Annotated in this window: 16 protein-coding genes; 13 read left to right on the plus strand and 3 right to left on the minus strand. The window is 58.3% G+C overall.

The window, feature by feature from the left end:
* Nucleotides 1-148 precede the first annotated feature (148 nt).
* The 9 genes from atpD to FOY56_RS16330 are packed head-to-tail and all read left to right on the plus strand — an operon-like array spanning nt 149 to nt 6,684.
* Nucleotides 149-1,543 (plus strand): F0F1 ATP synthase subunit beta, encoded by a 1,395-nt coding sequence (gene atpD, locus FOY56_RS16290; protein WP_146346927.1) that lies wholly within the window; start codon nt 149-151, stop codon nt 1,541-1,543.
* Complete coding sequence (locus FOY56_RS16295; protein ID WP_146346928.1) at nt 1,540-1,947, plus strand: ATPase; 408 nt, start codon at nt 1,540-1,542, stop codon at nt 1,945-1,947. The genes atpD and FOY56_RS16295 overlap by 4 nt, the downstream gene beginning before the upstream one ends.
* Complete coding sequence (locus FOY56_RS16300) at nt 1,947-2,243, plus strand: AtpZ/AtpI family protein (RefSeq protein WP_146346929.1); 297 nt, start codon at nt 1,947-1,949, stop codon at nt 2,241-2,243. The genes FOY56_RS16295 and FOY56_RS16300 overlap by 1 nt, the downstream gene beginning before the upstream one ends.
* Nucleotides 2,240-2,539, plus strand: coding sequence for an ATP synthase subunit I (locus FOY56_RS16305; RefSeq protein ID WP_222435002.1), 300 nt, complete (start codon nt 2,240-2,242; stop codon nt 2,537-2,539). The genes FOY56_RS16300 and FOY56_RS16305 overlap by 4 nt, the downstream gene beginning before the upstream one ends.
* Nucleotides 2,536-3,231 (plus strand): F0F1 ATP synthase subunit A, encoded by a 696-nt coding sequence (locus FOY56_RS16310; RefSeq protein WP_146346930.1) that lies wholly within the window; start codon nt 2,536-2,538, stop codon nt 3,229-3,231. Before FOY56_RS16305 ends, FOY56_RS16310 begins: the two co-directional genes overlap by 4 nt.
* Entirely contained in the window at nt 3,228-3,515 is a 288-nt protein-coding gene (locus FOY56_RS16315) for a F0F1 ATP synthase subunit C (protein WP_146346931.1), read from the plus strand. Before FOY56_RS16310 ends, FOY56_RS16315 begins: the two co-directional genes overlap by 4 nt.
* 5 nt (nt 3,516-3,520) lie before the next feature.
* Nucleotides 3,521-4,291 (plus strand): F0F1 ATP synthase subunit B family protein, encoded by a 771-nt coding sequence (locus tag FOY56_RS16320; protein WP_146346932.1) that lies wholly within the window; start codon nt 3,521-3,523, stop codon nt 4,289-4,291.
* Nucleotides 4,281-5,819 (plus strand): F0F1 ATP synthase subunit alpha, encoded by a 1,539-nt coding sequence (locus tag FOY56_RS16325; protein WP_146346933.1) that lies wholly within the window; start codon nt 4,281-4,283, stop codon nt 5,817-5,819. Before FOY56_RS16320 ends, FOY56_RS16325 begins: the two co-directional genes overlap by 11 nt.
* The gene (locus tag FOY56_RS16330; protein WP_146346934.1) at nt 5,803-6,684 is read left to right on the plus strand and encodes a F0F1 ATP synthase subunit gamma; all 882 of its coding nucleotides are present in this window, start codon (nt 5,803-5,805) and stop codon (nt 6,682-6,684) included. The genes FOY56_RS16325 and FOY56_RS16330 overlap by 17 nt, the downstream gene beginning before the upstream one ends.
* A gap of 124 nt (nt 6,685-6,808) precedes the next feature.
* Here the strand turns inward: FOY56_RS16330 and FOY56_RS16335 are convergent, their stop codons facing one another.
* Nucleotides 6,809-7,081 (minus strand): DUF6522 family protein, encoded by a 273-nt coding sequence (locus tag FOY56_RS16335; protein ID WP_146346935.1) that lies wholly within the window; start codon nt 7,079-7,081, stop codon nt 6,809-6,811.
* Nucleotides 7,082-7,271: 190 nt separating this feature from the next.
* The gene (locus FOY56_RS16340) at nt 7,272-7,691 is read right to left on the minus strand and encodes an Rrf2 family transcriptional regulator (protein WP_146346936.1); all 420 of its coding nucleotides are present in this window, start codon (nt 7,689-7,691) and stop codon (nt 7,272-7,274) included.
* Nucleotides 7,692-7,750: 59 nt separating this feature from the next.
* Between FOY56_RS16340 and FOY56_RS16345 the strand changes: the two genes are divergently transcribed.
* The 3 genes from FOY56_RS16345 (at nt 7,751) to FOY56_RS16355 (ending at nt 10,253) form a co-directional block, all read left to right on the plus strand.
* Nucleotides 7,751-8,242, plus strand: a complete 492-nt coding sequence (locus FOY56_RS16345) for a group III truncated hemoglobin (RefSeq protein WP_246139508.1) — start codon at nt 7,751-7,753, stop codon at nt 8,240-8,242.
* Between the two features lie 125 nt (nt 8,243-8,367).
* Nucleotides 8,368-9,579, plus strand: a complete 1,212-nt coding sequence (locus tag FOY56_RS16350) for an NnrS family protein (RefSeq protein WP_146346937.1) — start codon at nt 8,368-8,370, stop codon at nt 9,577-9,579.
* A gap of 5 nt (nt 9,580-9,584) precedes the next feature.
* On the plus strand, nt 9,585-10,253 hold the full coding sequence (locus FOY56_RS16355) for an NnrU family protein (protein ID WP_146346938.1): 669 nt from the start codon (nt 9,585-9,587) through the stop codon (nt 10,251-10,253).
* 173 nt (nt 10,254-10,426) lie between these two features.
* Here FOY56_RS16355 and FOY56_RS16360 read toward each other — a convergent pair whose 3' ends face one another.
* On the minus strand, nt 10,427-11,122 hold the full coding sequence (locus tag FOY56_RS16360; RefSeq protein ID WP_146346939.1) for a helix-turn-helix domain-containing protein: 696 nt from the start codon (nt 11,120-11,122) through the stop codon (nt 10,427-10,429).
* Nucleotides 11,123-11,380: 258 nt separating this feature from the next.
* Here FOY56_RS16360 and FOY56_RS16365 point away from each other — a divergent pair, with 258 nt between their 5' ends.
* Nucleotides 11,381-12,790 carry an MFS transporter gene (locus FOY56_RS16365; protein WP_146346940.1) on the plus strand — a complete coding sequence of 470 codons (1,410 nt, stop codon included), beginning with the start codon at nt 11,381-11,383 and terminating at the stop codon, nt 12,788-12,790.
* Nucleotides 12,791-12,858: the final 68 nt, after the last annotated feature.

Below are 12,858 nucleotides of genomic sequence, written 5' to 3' on the forward strand. Positions count from 1 at the left end.
GATTGACGGAAAAAATGTCCGTGTCTGTCTGATCATTGACGCAGGTCAATCCTGTGCTGATTTATGTCGGTGTATCAGGATCAGCAATGGGTCTGCCCTGATATGGTGATACCAAGGGCTGGACCGCCAAGGATAATTGGGACAAAACATGAGCACCCAAACCACCGACACTCTGGATACTTTGGCTGACGGTCGGATTGCTGCGATCCGTGGCGGTGTTGTCGATGTGAAGTTCGACGGGGCGTTGCCGCATATTCATGACTTGCTTTTTGCCGGGGATGTCGCGCTGGAAGTGTCGTCTCTGATCGGGGATGGAATGGTGCGCGCGATGGCGATGGCCCCGGTGCGCGGTTTGGGGCTGGGCATGGTGGTCCGCGCAACCGGCGGACCGATCCGGGTGCCGGTGGGCGACGCAGTGCTTGGCCGGATGCTTGACGTGTTTGGCGCCCCGATTGACGGACGCCCTGCGCCAGAAACGTCCGAGCGTCGCGCGATTCACCAAAGTCCGCCGAAGCTGAGCGACCGGGTACTGCATTCTGAAATTCTGGAGACGGGTATCAAGGCGATTGACTTGCTGTCCCCCATCGAACGGGGAGGGAAAACCGGGCTGTTCGGCGGGGCAGGAGTCGGCAAGACGGTTCTGATCACAGAACTTATTAACAACACCGTCCAGTATCATCAGGGCGTCAGTCTGTTCTGCGGCATCGGCGAGCGATCACGCGAGGCCGAAGAACTGTACCGCGAAATGGGCGAGGCCGGGGTGCGCGACAAAACGGTGATGCTGTTTGGCCAGATGAACGAGGCACCGGGTGTGCGGTTTCTGGTGGGGCAGACCGCGTTGACCATGGCCGAGTATTTCCGCGACGACAAAGGGCAGGACGTGCTGCTGTTGATCGACAACATCTTTCGTTTTGTGCAGGCCGGGTCCGAAGTGTCGGGCCTGATGGGCCGGATGCCGTCGCGCGTCGGGTATCAGCCGACGCTGGCGACAGAACTGGCCGGGTTGGAGGAACGTATCACATCGACCAACCGGGGGGCGATCACTTCGATCCAGGCCGTATATGTGCCAGCGGATGACTTTACCGACCCGGCGGCGGCGCACATCTTTTCGCATCTGTCCGCTTCGGTGGTGTTGTCACGCAAACGCGCCAGCGAAGGCCTTTACCCGGCCGTCGATCCGCTGGCGTCAGCCTCGGTCATGCTGACGCCGTCGGTGGTTGGTCAGCGGCATTACGACATTGCCCGTGCTGTACGTCGGACATTGGCGGAATACGAAGAGTTGCGGGACATTATCGCGATGCTGGGGCTTGAAGAACTGTCTTCTGCTGATCGGGCGACGGTTGCACGGGCCCGGCGGCTGGAGCGGTTCTTGACGCAACCGTTTTTCACAACCGAGGCCTTTAGCGGTGGGAAAGGCAAACTGGTACCGATCGCGCAAACCCTGAACGGGTGCGAAACGATCCTGAACCAGACCCAGTTCGATCTGCCCGAAAGCGCGTACTACATGATCGGCGGTCTTGAAGATCTTGAGGCCGCGACATGAACACGGCAACCGACATGAGCGTCACGCTGCGCCTGCCCACCCGAATGCTGTATGAAGGACGGTGCACTGGCATCACAGCCGTGGCCCCCAACGGGGCTTTCGGGATCTTGCCAAACCACGTTGATTTTGTGACTGCGATTGTGCCGTCAGTTCTGACGCTGCACCTGGCGGATGGGTCCGAGGAAATCTTTGGCCTTGATGAGGGGCTGTTGGTCAAGAAAGGTCACAAGGTTTCCGTTGTTGCCCTGCGGGGGGTGCATGGCGACACTCTGGACACCTTACGCAATACAGTCGAGGCCAGCTTCATCCAGATGGATGAAGAAGAACGGCAGGCACGATCTGCCTTGTCGCGGCTTGAGGCGGATATGGTGCGCCGGTTTGCTGAACTGCAAAGGCCACTGTAATGAATGGTAACTCTGACAAACCCGACAAACCGGCCGAGGACATCGCGCGGCACGCGACGCGCATGAAATCCAAGCGGGAGCATCCCGGCCCCAGCCCGCTGCGGGGCATTGGAACCTTCGGGATGATTGGCTGGTCGATTGCCGTACCAACCGTGGGTGGCGCATTTTTGGGCCTTTGGCTGGACCGGACTGCGCCACAAGGGTTTTCGTGGACAATTGCCCTGATCCTTGGGGGCGTGGCGCTGGGCGGCTTTATTGCTGCGGCGTGGATCAATAAAGAAGGAGGCGACCAATGATGCCGTTTGATTGGAGCATTTTGTTGCTGGGTCTGGCAGTCGGAGCCGTGATGAGCGTAGTGTTCTTTGCGGGCCTTGGTCTTGGGATGCGCTGGGCCTTGCGATCCGCCAAACCCGTGAGCTTGCTTTTCCTGAGCGCGGCCTTGCGGATATCGGCCCTTTTGGGTGTTGGTTGGCTGGTTGTGAAGCAGGGTGGCCCATGGTCGCTTGTGGGTTACGCGGGTGCGTTTCTGATTGTCCGGTTTGTCGTGACAACCGTTGCGCGCGTCGCCCCCCCCGCGGAGGGGGCACCATGAACCTCTCGCCGGATCAGGTGATCATGTTTCAGATATGGGACATTCCGATCAATGCGACCATTTTTTATACATGGATTGTCATGGCGGTGCTTAGCGTGGGCGCCATCCTGATCACGCGAAACCTGCGCCCGGATGTACCGCCAAATCGGTGGCGGACCACGTTGGAGGTGATCGTTCAGGGTATTCAGGGTCAGATCGAAGAAGTCGCCGGTCGGCCCAACCGCCAACTTTTGTATTATGCCGGCACGCTGTTTCTGTTTGTCGCGATGTCGAACCTGATGTTGGTCATCCCCGGTTTCGAACCGCCGACGGCCTCGTTGTCGACCACAACGGCGCTTGCGTTGTCGGTTCTGATTGCCGTGCCACTGTTTGGCATCACCAGTCGGGGGCTGGGGGGATACCTCAAGACCTATATTCAGCCCTCGTTCATCATGCTGCCGTTCAACATCATCTCAGAGTTTTCGCGTGGGATATCGTTGGCGATCCGTCTGTATGGGAACATCATGAGCGGAGCGGTGATCGCGGCGATCCTGCTGAGCGTTGCGCCGTTCTTCTTCCCGGTGGTCATGGATGTGCTTGGACTTCTGACCGGCATGATCCAAGCCTACATTTTTGCAATTTTGGCGACGGTTTACATCTCTAGCGCCACCGCGCCGCCACCCCAATCTCAGCCTGAAAGGGACATAACATGACAGACCTTGGCATCATCGCGGCCATCTCAATCTTTACGGCGGGCCTTACGGTTTCGTTTGGTGCCATCGGGCCAGCCTTGGGCGAAGGACGCACGGCATCGACAGCACTTAGCGCCATCGCCCAGCAACCAGATGCATCTTCGACAATATCGCGCACCTTGTTCGTCAGCCTTGCCATGATCGAGTCGACGGCGATCTATTGCTTTGTTGTTGCAATGATCCTGATTTTCGCAAACCCGTTCTGGAACGCGGCTCTGGCAGCGGCGCAGACAGCAGGTAACTGACACAGATGTCGATCGACTGGATCACCGTCGCGGCCCAGATCGCCAACTTTCTGGTTTTGGTCTGGCTTTTGAAGCGGTTTCTCTACCGCCCTATTCTGGATGGTATCGATGCGCGCGAAGCTGAAATCAAGGAGCGGATGCAAGAGGCCGTCGATGCCAAGGAACAGGCGCAGGCGGTCGAACAGTCGTACCATGAAAAGGCGCAGGCACTGAATGTCGCTCAGGCGGATCTGACGGAAACGATCCGCAAGACGGCCGAGGAACAGCGCAATGTGCTGCTGGCCGAGGCGCAACAGAAAATGGAGCGGGACCACGCAATCTGGCAGGCGCATTTGGATGACGAGGCGCGCAAATATACGGCCAAGATGCACCGCGCGGGGGCTGAGGCCCTTTTGGCCCTGACCCGCAAAGCGTTGCTCGATCTGGCGGACGAAACGTTGGAAGGTCGCATGGGCCACCATCTTGCCGGGAAAATCACGGCGATGGAACCCGAGTTGCGCCGTGCAGCCGGGCAGGCCGCTGAGGCCGTTGTGACGTCGCACGAGGATTTGCCAGCGACCGTGCAAAAGGATCTGACCCGGGATCTGCGCGCTGTGTTTCCCCAGATCGCCGTGCGGTTCGAAAGTGATGATACGCAGGCACCGGGTCTGGTTGTGCGTATGGGCGGTGCTCAAGTGGCCTGGACGGTGGAGTCATACATCGATGAGCTTGATGCCCTGATCGAAGGGCAACTGGCGTTGGGATCTGACACACAGGGGCACCAGAATGTGCGCTGACGTCACGCAACCCGATCATACCCCTGAAACCGTTCTGAACATGCTTCTGAACGCGCCGTCTCCGGCACCGTCCATAAGTGAGATCGGAACCGTTGCCGAAGTGGGCGACGGGATCGCCATTGTCATTGGGTTAGAGCAGGCTCTGTCGGACGAGTTGCTGCAATTCATCAGCGGTGTTCAGGGCATTGTGCTTGACCTTGAGCCGGGGCGTCTTGGTGTTGTGCTTCTGGGGCCACCCGACCGGGTTACCATTGGCGAAAGCGTGACGCGCACCCACAAGGTTGTCAGCACTAACGTTGGCACGCGACTGCTGGGCCGGGTCGTAGATGCGCTTGGACAGCCTCAGGACGGCAAGGGGGCGATCAGAGATCAGGACACCCATCCCGTCGAAGCAGAAGCCCCGAAAATTCTGGACCGGCAGGCCATTTCGCGCCCGCTGGCAACGGGGATCAAGGTGATTGATGCGGCCGTCCCGGTTGGTTTGGGGCAACGCCAGTTGATCATTGGTGACCGGCAGACCGGCAAGACGTCATTGGCGGTCGATACAATCCTGAACCAGAAAAACACCGATGTGATCTGCATCTATTGCGCCATTGGGCAACGCGGTGATGCAGTGGCCAAAGTGATCGGCGCGATCCGTGAAGGGGGCATGATGGAACGCACCATCGTCATGTCTGCCGGAGACGAAGAAGCGGCCGGGCTGGCGTATATCGCGCCCTATGCCGCTCTGACGATGGCTGAATTCTTCTCAGCGCAGTCGAAAGACGTTCTGGTGATTTTGGATGACCTGACACACCACGCGCGATCTTATCGGGAACTGTCTTTGTTGTTGCGCCGCCCACCGGGACGCGAGGCGTTTCCTGGGGATATCTTCTATATTCACGCGCGCCTGCTGGAACGTGCCGGGCAGTTCACCAAGGCGGCTGGTGGCGGCTCGATCACGGTGTTGCCCGTGGTCGAAACCCAGGCCGAAAACCTGTCTGCCTATATCCCGACTAACCTGATTTCGATCACCGACGGACAGATCTATCTGTCGCCCCGTTTGGTGCGCAAGAACCAGTTTCCGGCGGTCGATCTGGGCGTGTCGGTCAGCCGTGTTGGCGGCAAGGCGCAAAGCCGCGCCTTCCGGTCGGTGGCCGGAAACCTGCGCGTAACCCTGTCTCAGTTCGAAGAGTTGGAGGATTTCGCCCGCTTCGGCACCCGTCTGGATGACGCAACCCGGTCGCGGCTGACACGCGGGGCTGCGGTGCGCGCCGCCCTTCGGCAAGCCGAGCGTGATCCGATGCCCGCAGTTGAACAACTGGCCGTTCTGGTTGCTGCGATGGAGGGGCAGTTTGATGGGCTGGAAGAGGCCGACTTGATGTCGGTGATGACCACGCTCAGGGTGTCAGTCAGGCATACGTTGGGGGATGTGGCCAAACGTATCGATGACAACGCTGCCCTATGCGATGAAGACCGTGCCCGGATTGTCGAACTGGGACATGCGGCGCGCGCCGGGTTGGGAGGGGACAATGGCACAAACCCTTGAGGTCCTGTCACGCCGCACAGACAGCATGAAGGGCATCCGCAGCATTGTGCATACAATGAAGACCCTGTCGGTGATCAACGCAGCCCCCTATGAGCACGCCGCCCGCGCTATCGACGCCTATCACGAAACCGTCCTCGAAGGGTTGCACGCGTTTCTGCACCAGATCGGACCGCTTGCAGTCGCGCCGCAACGGATTGGAACGCGGGTTTTGATCGTGTTCGGGTCAGATCACGGATTGTGCGGAAACTATAACGAAGCGCTGGCGGCACATGTCATTGGCCAACTTGCCGGTGCTCACGGAGAGCCGATCGTTTTGTGTATTGGCGCGCAGATGGCCGACGCGTTGCGCGATCAGGGGGTGGATCCTGCGGCGACGTTTTTTCCCCCCGCATCGGTGGACGGAGTCGGGCGGCTGGCCAACCTGCTGACCCAGCATCTGGACCAGATCCGACATGATAATGGCCCGGACGACATGGCGGTCTCGCTGGCCTATTTCGCGCGCGACGGCAAAAACGGACAACGCCCCGAGGTGGCCGCGTTGTTGCCGCTGGATGAGGACCTGGTGCACAAGTTGCAGAATAAACCCTGGGTTTCACGCAGCTTGCCAACCTTTTCGATGCCGCCACCCGATCTTTTTCAGAGTCTGATCCGTGGGTACCTGTTCGCCAGCCTGTTCCGTGCGGCTGCTGAGGCGCTTGTGACCGAAAACGCGGCCCGTCTGGCCTTGATGCAGCAGGCCGAGCAATCGGTTGACGAAAGGTTGGAAGAATTGACGTCTGAAACGCGCCAGGTTCGACAGAGCGAAATCACCACCGAACTTCTTGACGTGATCATCGGGTTCGAAGCGTTGAAGAAACGGCGCTAGGCGGGCCTTATAAGCTTGGCCGGTGGTTTCCATCGTCATGCCAAAATGGTCGGTTCATCGCGCGCCCTGCAAGGTTTGGTGCGTCGACCCCATGCTGATTTGGGTCCAGAGGCATTTCAGCAGTCTAACTTAATGGTTTGGCGTGTCGCGGTGCGTCGAAACGAGCTTGGCTGAGGATCTTGCTTTCCTTATCGATCGTCAGGCGAAAGGCGCGACCCTTGTGAATAAAGGTCAGACGCCAGCGCCCTTCATCCTCGTCCACGCCTTTTTCGCACCGCGATGTGATCTCGTCAGTTTGCATGAGACCTTGAACCGTCGAAGCAGCAATACTGAAGGCCTCTGCGATAATCTCTGCGGCCACGACAAATCCGTCATCGCCGACTTCAACCGATGTCATGGTGTCTCCTTCCAGAAACGGGTGGTTGGGGCCATGGGGGCAGACTGTGTGGCGACGACCTGATTGTAACTGACAGGGTCAACACTTCAGCTTCCTTTGCATGGCCTTCTCTAGGAGCGACTGTACTCATGGCGTACAATCAGGTCGACATGAGATGTGCCTTACGATTTCGGTATGTCAAACATGGCGGTCAAGCGTCAGCGGGCAGGGCCGGAAGGGCAATATCGGCCAGCGTCGAGTGATCCAGATCGGTAAGGAACGCTGTTTCCGCAGTGCGCAAGCGGGCTTTTAACCGACACCGACCGTCAAGTGAGCAGGTGTTGGTCTCGGCCTGAAAACATTCCACCAGCGGCTGATCTTCCTCAAGCAGTCGTACCACATCCCCCAACCGGATATCTTGGGCGGGGCGTGCCAGCGTTGCACCGCCACCGCCGCCTCGGCGCGTTGCAACGATCCCGCCTTTGGACAGGCGCTGCATTATTTTGCTGAGATGGTTGCGCGACAGGCCAAATTCGTCCGCCAGTTCGGCTGTTGAAAAGGCCCGATCCGGTGCACAGGCCATGCGCATCAGCATACGAAGGCCGTAATCCGTGAAAGACGTGAGACGCAAAAGGGACCTCCAGCGCATGAATGAGTATTTACAATACCAATTAACAGGTCTACCCAGTGATGCAACAGCAAGTTCCCGAGGGCGTTATGATGGTCGATATGCAGACAGATCAGCCGCAGATACTGTCCACACGGCCCGACACGACGCGGGTAATCATGGATCAAACCGGTCTCGACCCCGCAATGCTGCGTGATCTTGTGCATCGCTTTTATGGCAAAATCCGCGCGGATTCTGTTCTGGGGCCAATCTTTGCAAGCCGCATCACCGACTGGACACCGCATCTGGATCGGATGGTAGCTTTTTGGTCGTCGGTGGCTCTGATGACGGGCGAATACCATGGCGCGCCGGTTCCCGCGCATGCGCATCTGCCGGTGACGTGGGCGCATTTCGACCGGTGGCTGGATCTGTTCCGCGAGACTGCAAATGAAATCTGCCTGCCAGCGGGGGCTGCACATGTGATCGACCGTGCGGAGCGAATTGCGCTCTCATTGCATATTGCCGTTAAGGATGCGGGCCGCACAGGTTTGAACGCGGTGCCCAATTTACGCTAATGCAAAGGTGCCGCGATGTCTGACAGAGGCCCGCCACAAGATCCGACCGCAGTGACGTACAGCACGGGCATGGCGCCGGAGGTGTTCCTGACCGACGCGGGTGTTCATTACACGAGGACATCAATATGAGCCGCACGGCAGAACAGGTGCGCGTGTGGCGCGGTCCGGCAATTCTGGCCTTCGGTTTTCGCCCGTTTTTCTTTGGGGCCGCAGTCTGGGCAGCACTGGCGATGGCGTTTTGGGTGCCGATGTTGTCGGGCGCATTGACGTTACCCACGGCTTTTGACCCTGTGTCATGGCACGCGCACGAGTTTCTGTTTGGCTTCCTGTCTGCTGTTATCGCGGGCTTCTTGCTGACCGCTGTGCCGAACTGGACGGGGCGACCGCCCATTGTTGGGTGGGCGCTGGGAGGGCTTTTTGCACTTTGGGTCGTGGGGCGCATCGCCGTGGGTTTTTCTCTGATGCTGCCGCCACTTTTGGTGGCGGTTGCGGATCTTGCGATGCCTGTTGCTTTGGGCCTGTTGATTGCCCGCGAAATCGTTGCAGGCAAGAATTGGCGCAACCTTGTTGTTCTGGGCATGCTGGTTGCGTTCACGACCGCGAATGCGCTGTTCCATTGGCAGGCGGCAAGCGGTGACTATGCCCCGCAGGGGTACGGGCTGCGCCTGGGTCTTGGGACGGGTGTCATGATGATCGCGGTGATTGGGGGGCGGGTTGTGCCGTCTTTCACACGCAACTGGCTGGTCAAGCGCGGAGACGGGCGGTTGCCAACACCTCCGATGCAGCGGTTCGACAAGGCAGCGCTTTTGGCGTTGTTGACGGCGCTGTTGCTGTGGGTCGTCTTGCCAGCCCATCCAGTGTCAGGGGGCGCTCTGATAGGTGCCGGGTTGGCACACATCGGCCGCTTGGCGCGCTGGGCAGGCGATCGGACGTGGCCAGAGCCATTGGTTTTCGTCCTGCATGTTGCATACGCGTTTGTGCCGCTTGGATCACTTGCGGTGGGTATCGAAATCCTGTGGCCGGGCACATTCGGGACAGCAGCTGCTCAGCATCTTTGGATGGCTGGGGCGATCGGGGGGATGTCACTGGCCGTGATGACCCGCGCCACACTTGGCCACACCGGCCAGCCCCTGACGGCGGGGGCCGCGACCGTGGGCATCTATATCGCCATGATGTTTGCTGTTCTGGCGCGGGTGGGTGCGGGGGTCTGGCCGTATGAGGCGGCTTGGTTGAACATGGTCGCGGGTCTTGGGTGGATCGCGGCTTTTGGCGGCTTCGTGCTGATCTATGGGCCTTTGCTGCTGCGGTTGCCACCGGGCAAACGGTCAGAAGGGTAGGGGAAATGGGGTGGCTGGAATTTGTGCTGGCTTGGGTTGCCTTCTTTGTGAGCCATTCACTGCCTCTGCGCCCTGGTCTGCGTCCTTGGCTTGAGGCTGGTCTGGGGCAGCGCGGGTTCACAATTGCCTATTCGGTTCTGTCGCTGGCTGCGCTGGTCTGGCTGATTGGTGCGGCGGGGCGCGCGCCCTTGGTGCTCATATGGGACTGGGCGCCATGGCAGGCTTATGTTCCGTTGGCTGTCATGCTGCCCGTCTGTATGCTTGCAGCCCTTGCGATCGGACGGCCAAACCCGTTTTCGTTTGGAGGCGCGCGGAATGAGCACTTCGATCCCGCGCGCGCTGGCATTGTTCGGGTCACACGGCATCCGCTGCTTCTGGCGTTGTCGTTGTGGGCGCTTTCGCATCTGGTTCCCAACGGCGATCTGGCGCATGTTCTTCTGTTCGGGATCTTTGCGGGTTTTGCCTTGTTTGGGGGCCGTCTGGTTGATCGGCGACGGCAGCGCGAAATGGGGGCTGAGTGGCAACGCCTGTATGCTGAGGTGACTGACGGCGTCGGCACTGCGAAACCCATGTCATGGACTTCGACATTCGTGCGCCTTGCGGCAGGTGTAGCGCTGTATGCTGGGCTTATCTGGGTGCACCCGTGGTTTTTCGGTGTGAACCCTCTGGGGTGATGACGACCCAGCCCGGCGATTGGTCTTCTGCCCTTGGCGAGTTTACAAGTGGCAAAGCGGGTACGAATACTGGGTCGCGGGGGCGCGCATATCGGACTGATAACCAAAAGGGCCAACTTAGCGCGTCGAACGTCCCTGCATACTTGGGTCGAACCTTTGTCGGCAGTGTGCACTTAGGCTGAGTAGTCGTCGATCAGTGGGTTCGGTTTGGCATAGCTGAGCAGGTCTTCGAGGTCGGTGATCATGATGCGATTGCCTTCGACTTTGACTCCATAGGGTTCCAGACCTCTGAAAGCTCGGCTGAGGTTCTCGGGCGTCATTCCGAGAAATGACGCTAGGCGTCTTTTTTCCATCGTCAGATTGAACTCTGTGCTTCCTGTGCGCGCCTGTTGGCGCAGCAGATAGTTCGCGAGCCGTTCAAGAGATGTGCGCAGCTTTAGATCCTTGGTGTTTTTCACAACGGATCGGTAGCACTGCGCAAGCTCGGCAACGATCGCCTGAGCAAAGGCGCAGTCCACGGTAAAAACAGTTCTCACATCCTGGGAGGGAATGAGAGCAATGCGGCTTTTCTCAAGCGTTCTTGCGGACATCAGATAAGGCAAATTTCTGACACTCGCGGCCAGAATGAAAGTTGATACGGGCCTGACAGTCGCCATGCTCGTCTCGCGGCCATTCCACTCTGCGAACAGATCAACGGACCCTGACAGAACGACATGCAGAAAGTCGGGTGGTTCATTCTCATGAATCAGATCAATCCGGGGCGGAAAGTTCTGAACATATGCGCCGCGCATGAGGGCGCGGAAATTGATTTCGTCCATGTCGGCGAACAATGCGAGGTCTCGAATCTCTTGTTTGTAAGAGTCAGACATGTCCGCGTTGGTTCCCGCCATTTTTCGACTTGCGGTATCTTTCCGGGCCACTTGATAAATGTCAAGTGTCTGTTTGTGTTGCGCCGAAACCCACTTGATATACCCGGAAGCGCAAGTTGATAAATATACGTAAGTTACTTATTTTGTTGATAAAATTATGAGTTTTGATCCAGATCAATATCATTTTGGCGCTTAGGGCGCACGTCTCTCCTAACTCAGAACAGCAGTTCAAAGGCTGCAAAAGAAGGAGGGGCCAGAATGGAACTTCAGAATAAGGCCACAGCACTGTGGTCCAATTTCTTCAATGTAAGGATGGTGCAGATCAGAACGTTCCACATGACGTGGTTCGCGTTCTTTTCGTGCTTTTTCGCATGGTTCGGCATCGCGCCTCTGATGAGCGTTGTGCGTGACGAACTGATGCTGACCAAAGAGCAAATCGGCTGGGCGATCATCGGCTCGGTTTCGATGACAATTTTCGCGCGTCTGTTCATTGGATGGCTGTGTGACCGTATCGGGCCGCGCAAGTCCTACACCTGGCTTTTGTTGGTTGGGTCCCTGCCCGTGATGGGGATCGGCCTTGCGCACGACTTTCAGACCTTCCTGCTTTTCCGTGTTCTCATTGGTGGGATCGGCGCGGCTTTTGTGATTACGCAATACCACACGTCCGTTATGTTTGCGCCCAACGTGGTGGGGCAGGCCAACGCGACATCTGCAGGCTGGGGCAACCTTGGCGGCGGTGTCACGCAGTTTGTTATGCCCTTGCTGTTTTCGGTCATGGTTGTGGGGTTTGGCTTTTCAGAAGCAGTTGGCTGGCGCCTGTCGATGGTTGTGGTCGGTATCATCATCTTCCTGACCGGCATTGCCTATTACTATCTGACCCAGGATGCGCCGGACGGCAATTTTGACGATTTGCGCGCCCAGGGCAAAATGGAGGAAAAGCAGAAGGTAACCGGCAACTATATGCAGGCCCTTAAAGACCCCCGTGTCTGGGTATTGTTCGTGATCTATGGTGCCTGTTTCGGCATCGAGCTGACAGTGAACAATGTCGCCGCTCTCTACTTCATGGACTATTTCGACCTGACGCTTGTGACCGCAGGTTTTGTGGCCGCATCCTTTGGACTTATGAACATGTTCGCCCGCACGCTGGGTGGTCTGTTCGGGGACAACTTCGGAGCGCTCTGGGGTTTGAAAGGGCGTAGTTTCTGGCTTTTTGTCTGTCTCTTTTTTGAAGGCTGTGCCTTGATGATCTTTAGCCAGATGCAGGTTCTGTTTCTGGCTCTGCCTGCGCTGATCGTCTTCTCTTTGTTCACACAGATGGCCGAAGGGGCGACCTATTCGGTGGTGCCGTTCATCAACAAGAAATCGCTCGGGGCAGTGGCCGGTGTGGTGGGTGCAGGCGGGAATGCAGGCGCGGTGCTTGCAGGTTTCCTGTTCAAGAACGTGATCGACTGGTCCGAGGCGTTCTTCATCCTTGGCATCATTGTTACCTGCGCGTCTTTCCTGGCCTTTTTTGTCCGGTTCTCGACCCGGCAGGAGGATGAGGAGCGGGCCAATTTCGCTGCTGCCAATATTGAGACCCTGAGGTTGCGTGCGCTCAAAGCAAACGCAGCGCTGGAAGAGGGCCTTATCGCCGTCGCTCACAAGAATGGCGCAGAGCCAGCTCAGTAAATTTCAATCCCGGCGGGCCGATGAGCGGCCCGCCACAGGCAAGCAAAACGCCACTCCGGGAGGACCCC

Source organism: Falsiphaeobacter marinintestinus (genome assembly GCF_007923355.1).
GTDB lineage: Bacteria > Pseudomonadota > Alphaproteobacteria > Rhodobacterales > Rhodobacteraceae > Phaeobacter_A > Phaeobacter_A marinintestinus.

Bases quoted from the DNA above. Each gene is read 5' to 3' on its own strand.
- atpD (WP_146346927.1), top strand. From the start codon at position 149: ATGAGCACCCAAACCACCGACACTCTGGATACTTTGGCTGACGGTCGG.
- FOY56_RS16295 (WP_146346928.1), top strand. From the start codon at position 1,540: ATGAACACGGCAACCGACATGAGCGTCACGCTGCGCCTGCCCACCCGA.
- FOY56_RS16300 (WP_146346929.1), top strand. From the start codon at position 1,947: ATGAATGGTAACTCTGACAAACCCGACAAACCGGCCGAGGACATCGCG.
- FOY56_RS16305 (WP_222435002.1), top strand. From the start codon at position 2,240: ATGATGCCGTTTGATTGGAGCATTTTGTTGCTGGGTCTGGCAGTCGGA.
- FOY56_RS16310 (WP_146346930.1), top strand. From the start codon at position 2,536: ATGAACCTCTCGCCGGATCAGGTGATCATGTTTCAGATATGGGACATT.
- FOY56_RS16315 (WP_146346931.1), top strand. From the start codon at position 3,228: ATGACAGACCTTGGCATCATCGCGGCCATCTCAATCTTTACGGCGGGC.
- FOY56_RS16320 (WP_146346932.1), top strand. From the start codon at position 3,521: ATGTCGATCGACTGGATCACCGTCGCGGCCCAGATCGCCAACTTTCTG.
- FOY56_RS16325 (WP_146346933.1), top strand. From the start codon at position 4,281: ATGTGCGCTGACGTCACGCAACCCGATCATACCCCTGAAACCGTTCTG.
- FOY56_RS16330 (WP_146346934.1), top strand. From the start codon at position 5,803: ATGGCACAAACCCTTGAGGTCCTGTCACGCCGCACAGACAGCATGAAG.
- FOY56_RS16335 (WP_146346935.1), bottom strand. From the start codon at position 7,081: ATGACATCGGTTGAAGTCGGCGATGACGGATTTGTCGTGGCCGCAGAG.
- FOY56_RS16345 (WP_246139508.1), top strand. From the start codon at position 7,751: ATGCAACAGCAAGTTCCCGAGGGCGTTATGATGGTCGATATGCAGACA.
- FOY56_RS16350 (WP_146346937.1), top strand. From the start codon at position 8,368: ATGAGCCGCACGGCAGAACAGGTGCGCGTGTGGCGCGGTCCGGCAATT.
- FOY56_RS16355 (WP_146346938.1), top strand. From the start codon at position 9,585: ATGGGGTGGCTGGAATTTGTGCTGGCTTGGGTTGCCTTCTTTGTGAGC.
- FOY56_RS16360 (WP_146346939.1), bottom strand. From the start codon at position 11,122: ATGTCTGACTCTTACAAACAAGAGATTCGAGACCTCGCATTGTTCGCC.
- FOY56_RS16365 (WP_146346940.1), top strand. From the start codon at position 11,381: ATGGAACTTCAGAATAAGGCCACAGCACTGTGGTCCAATTTCTTCAAT.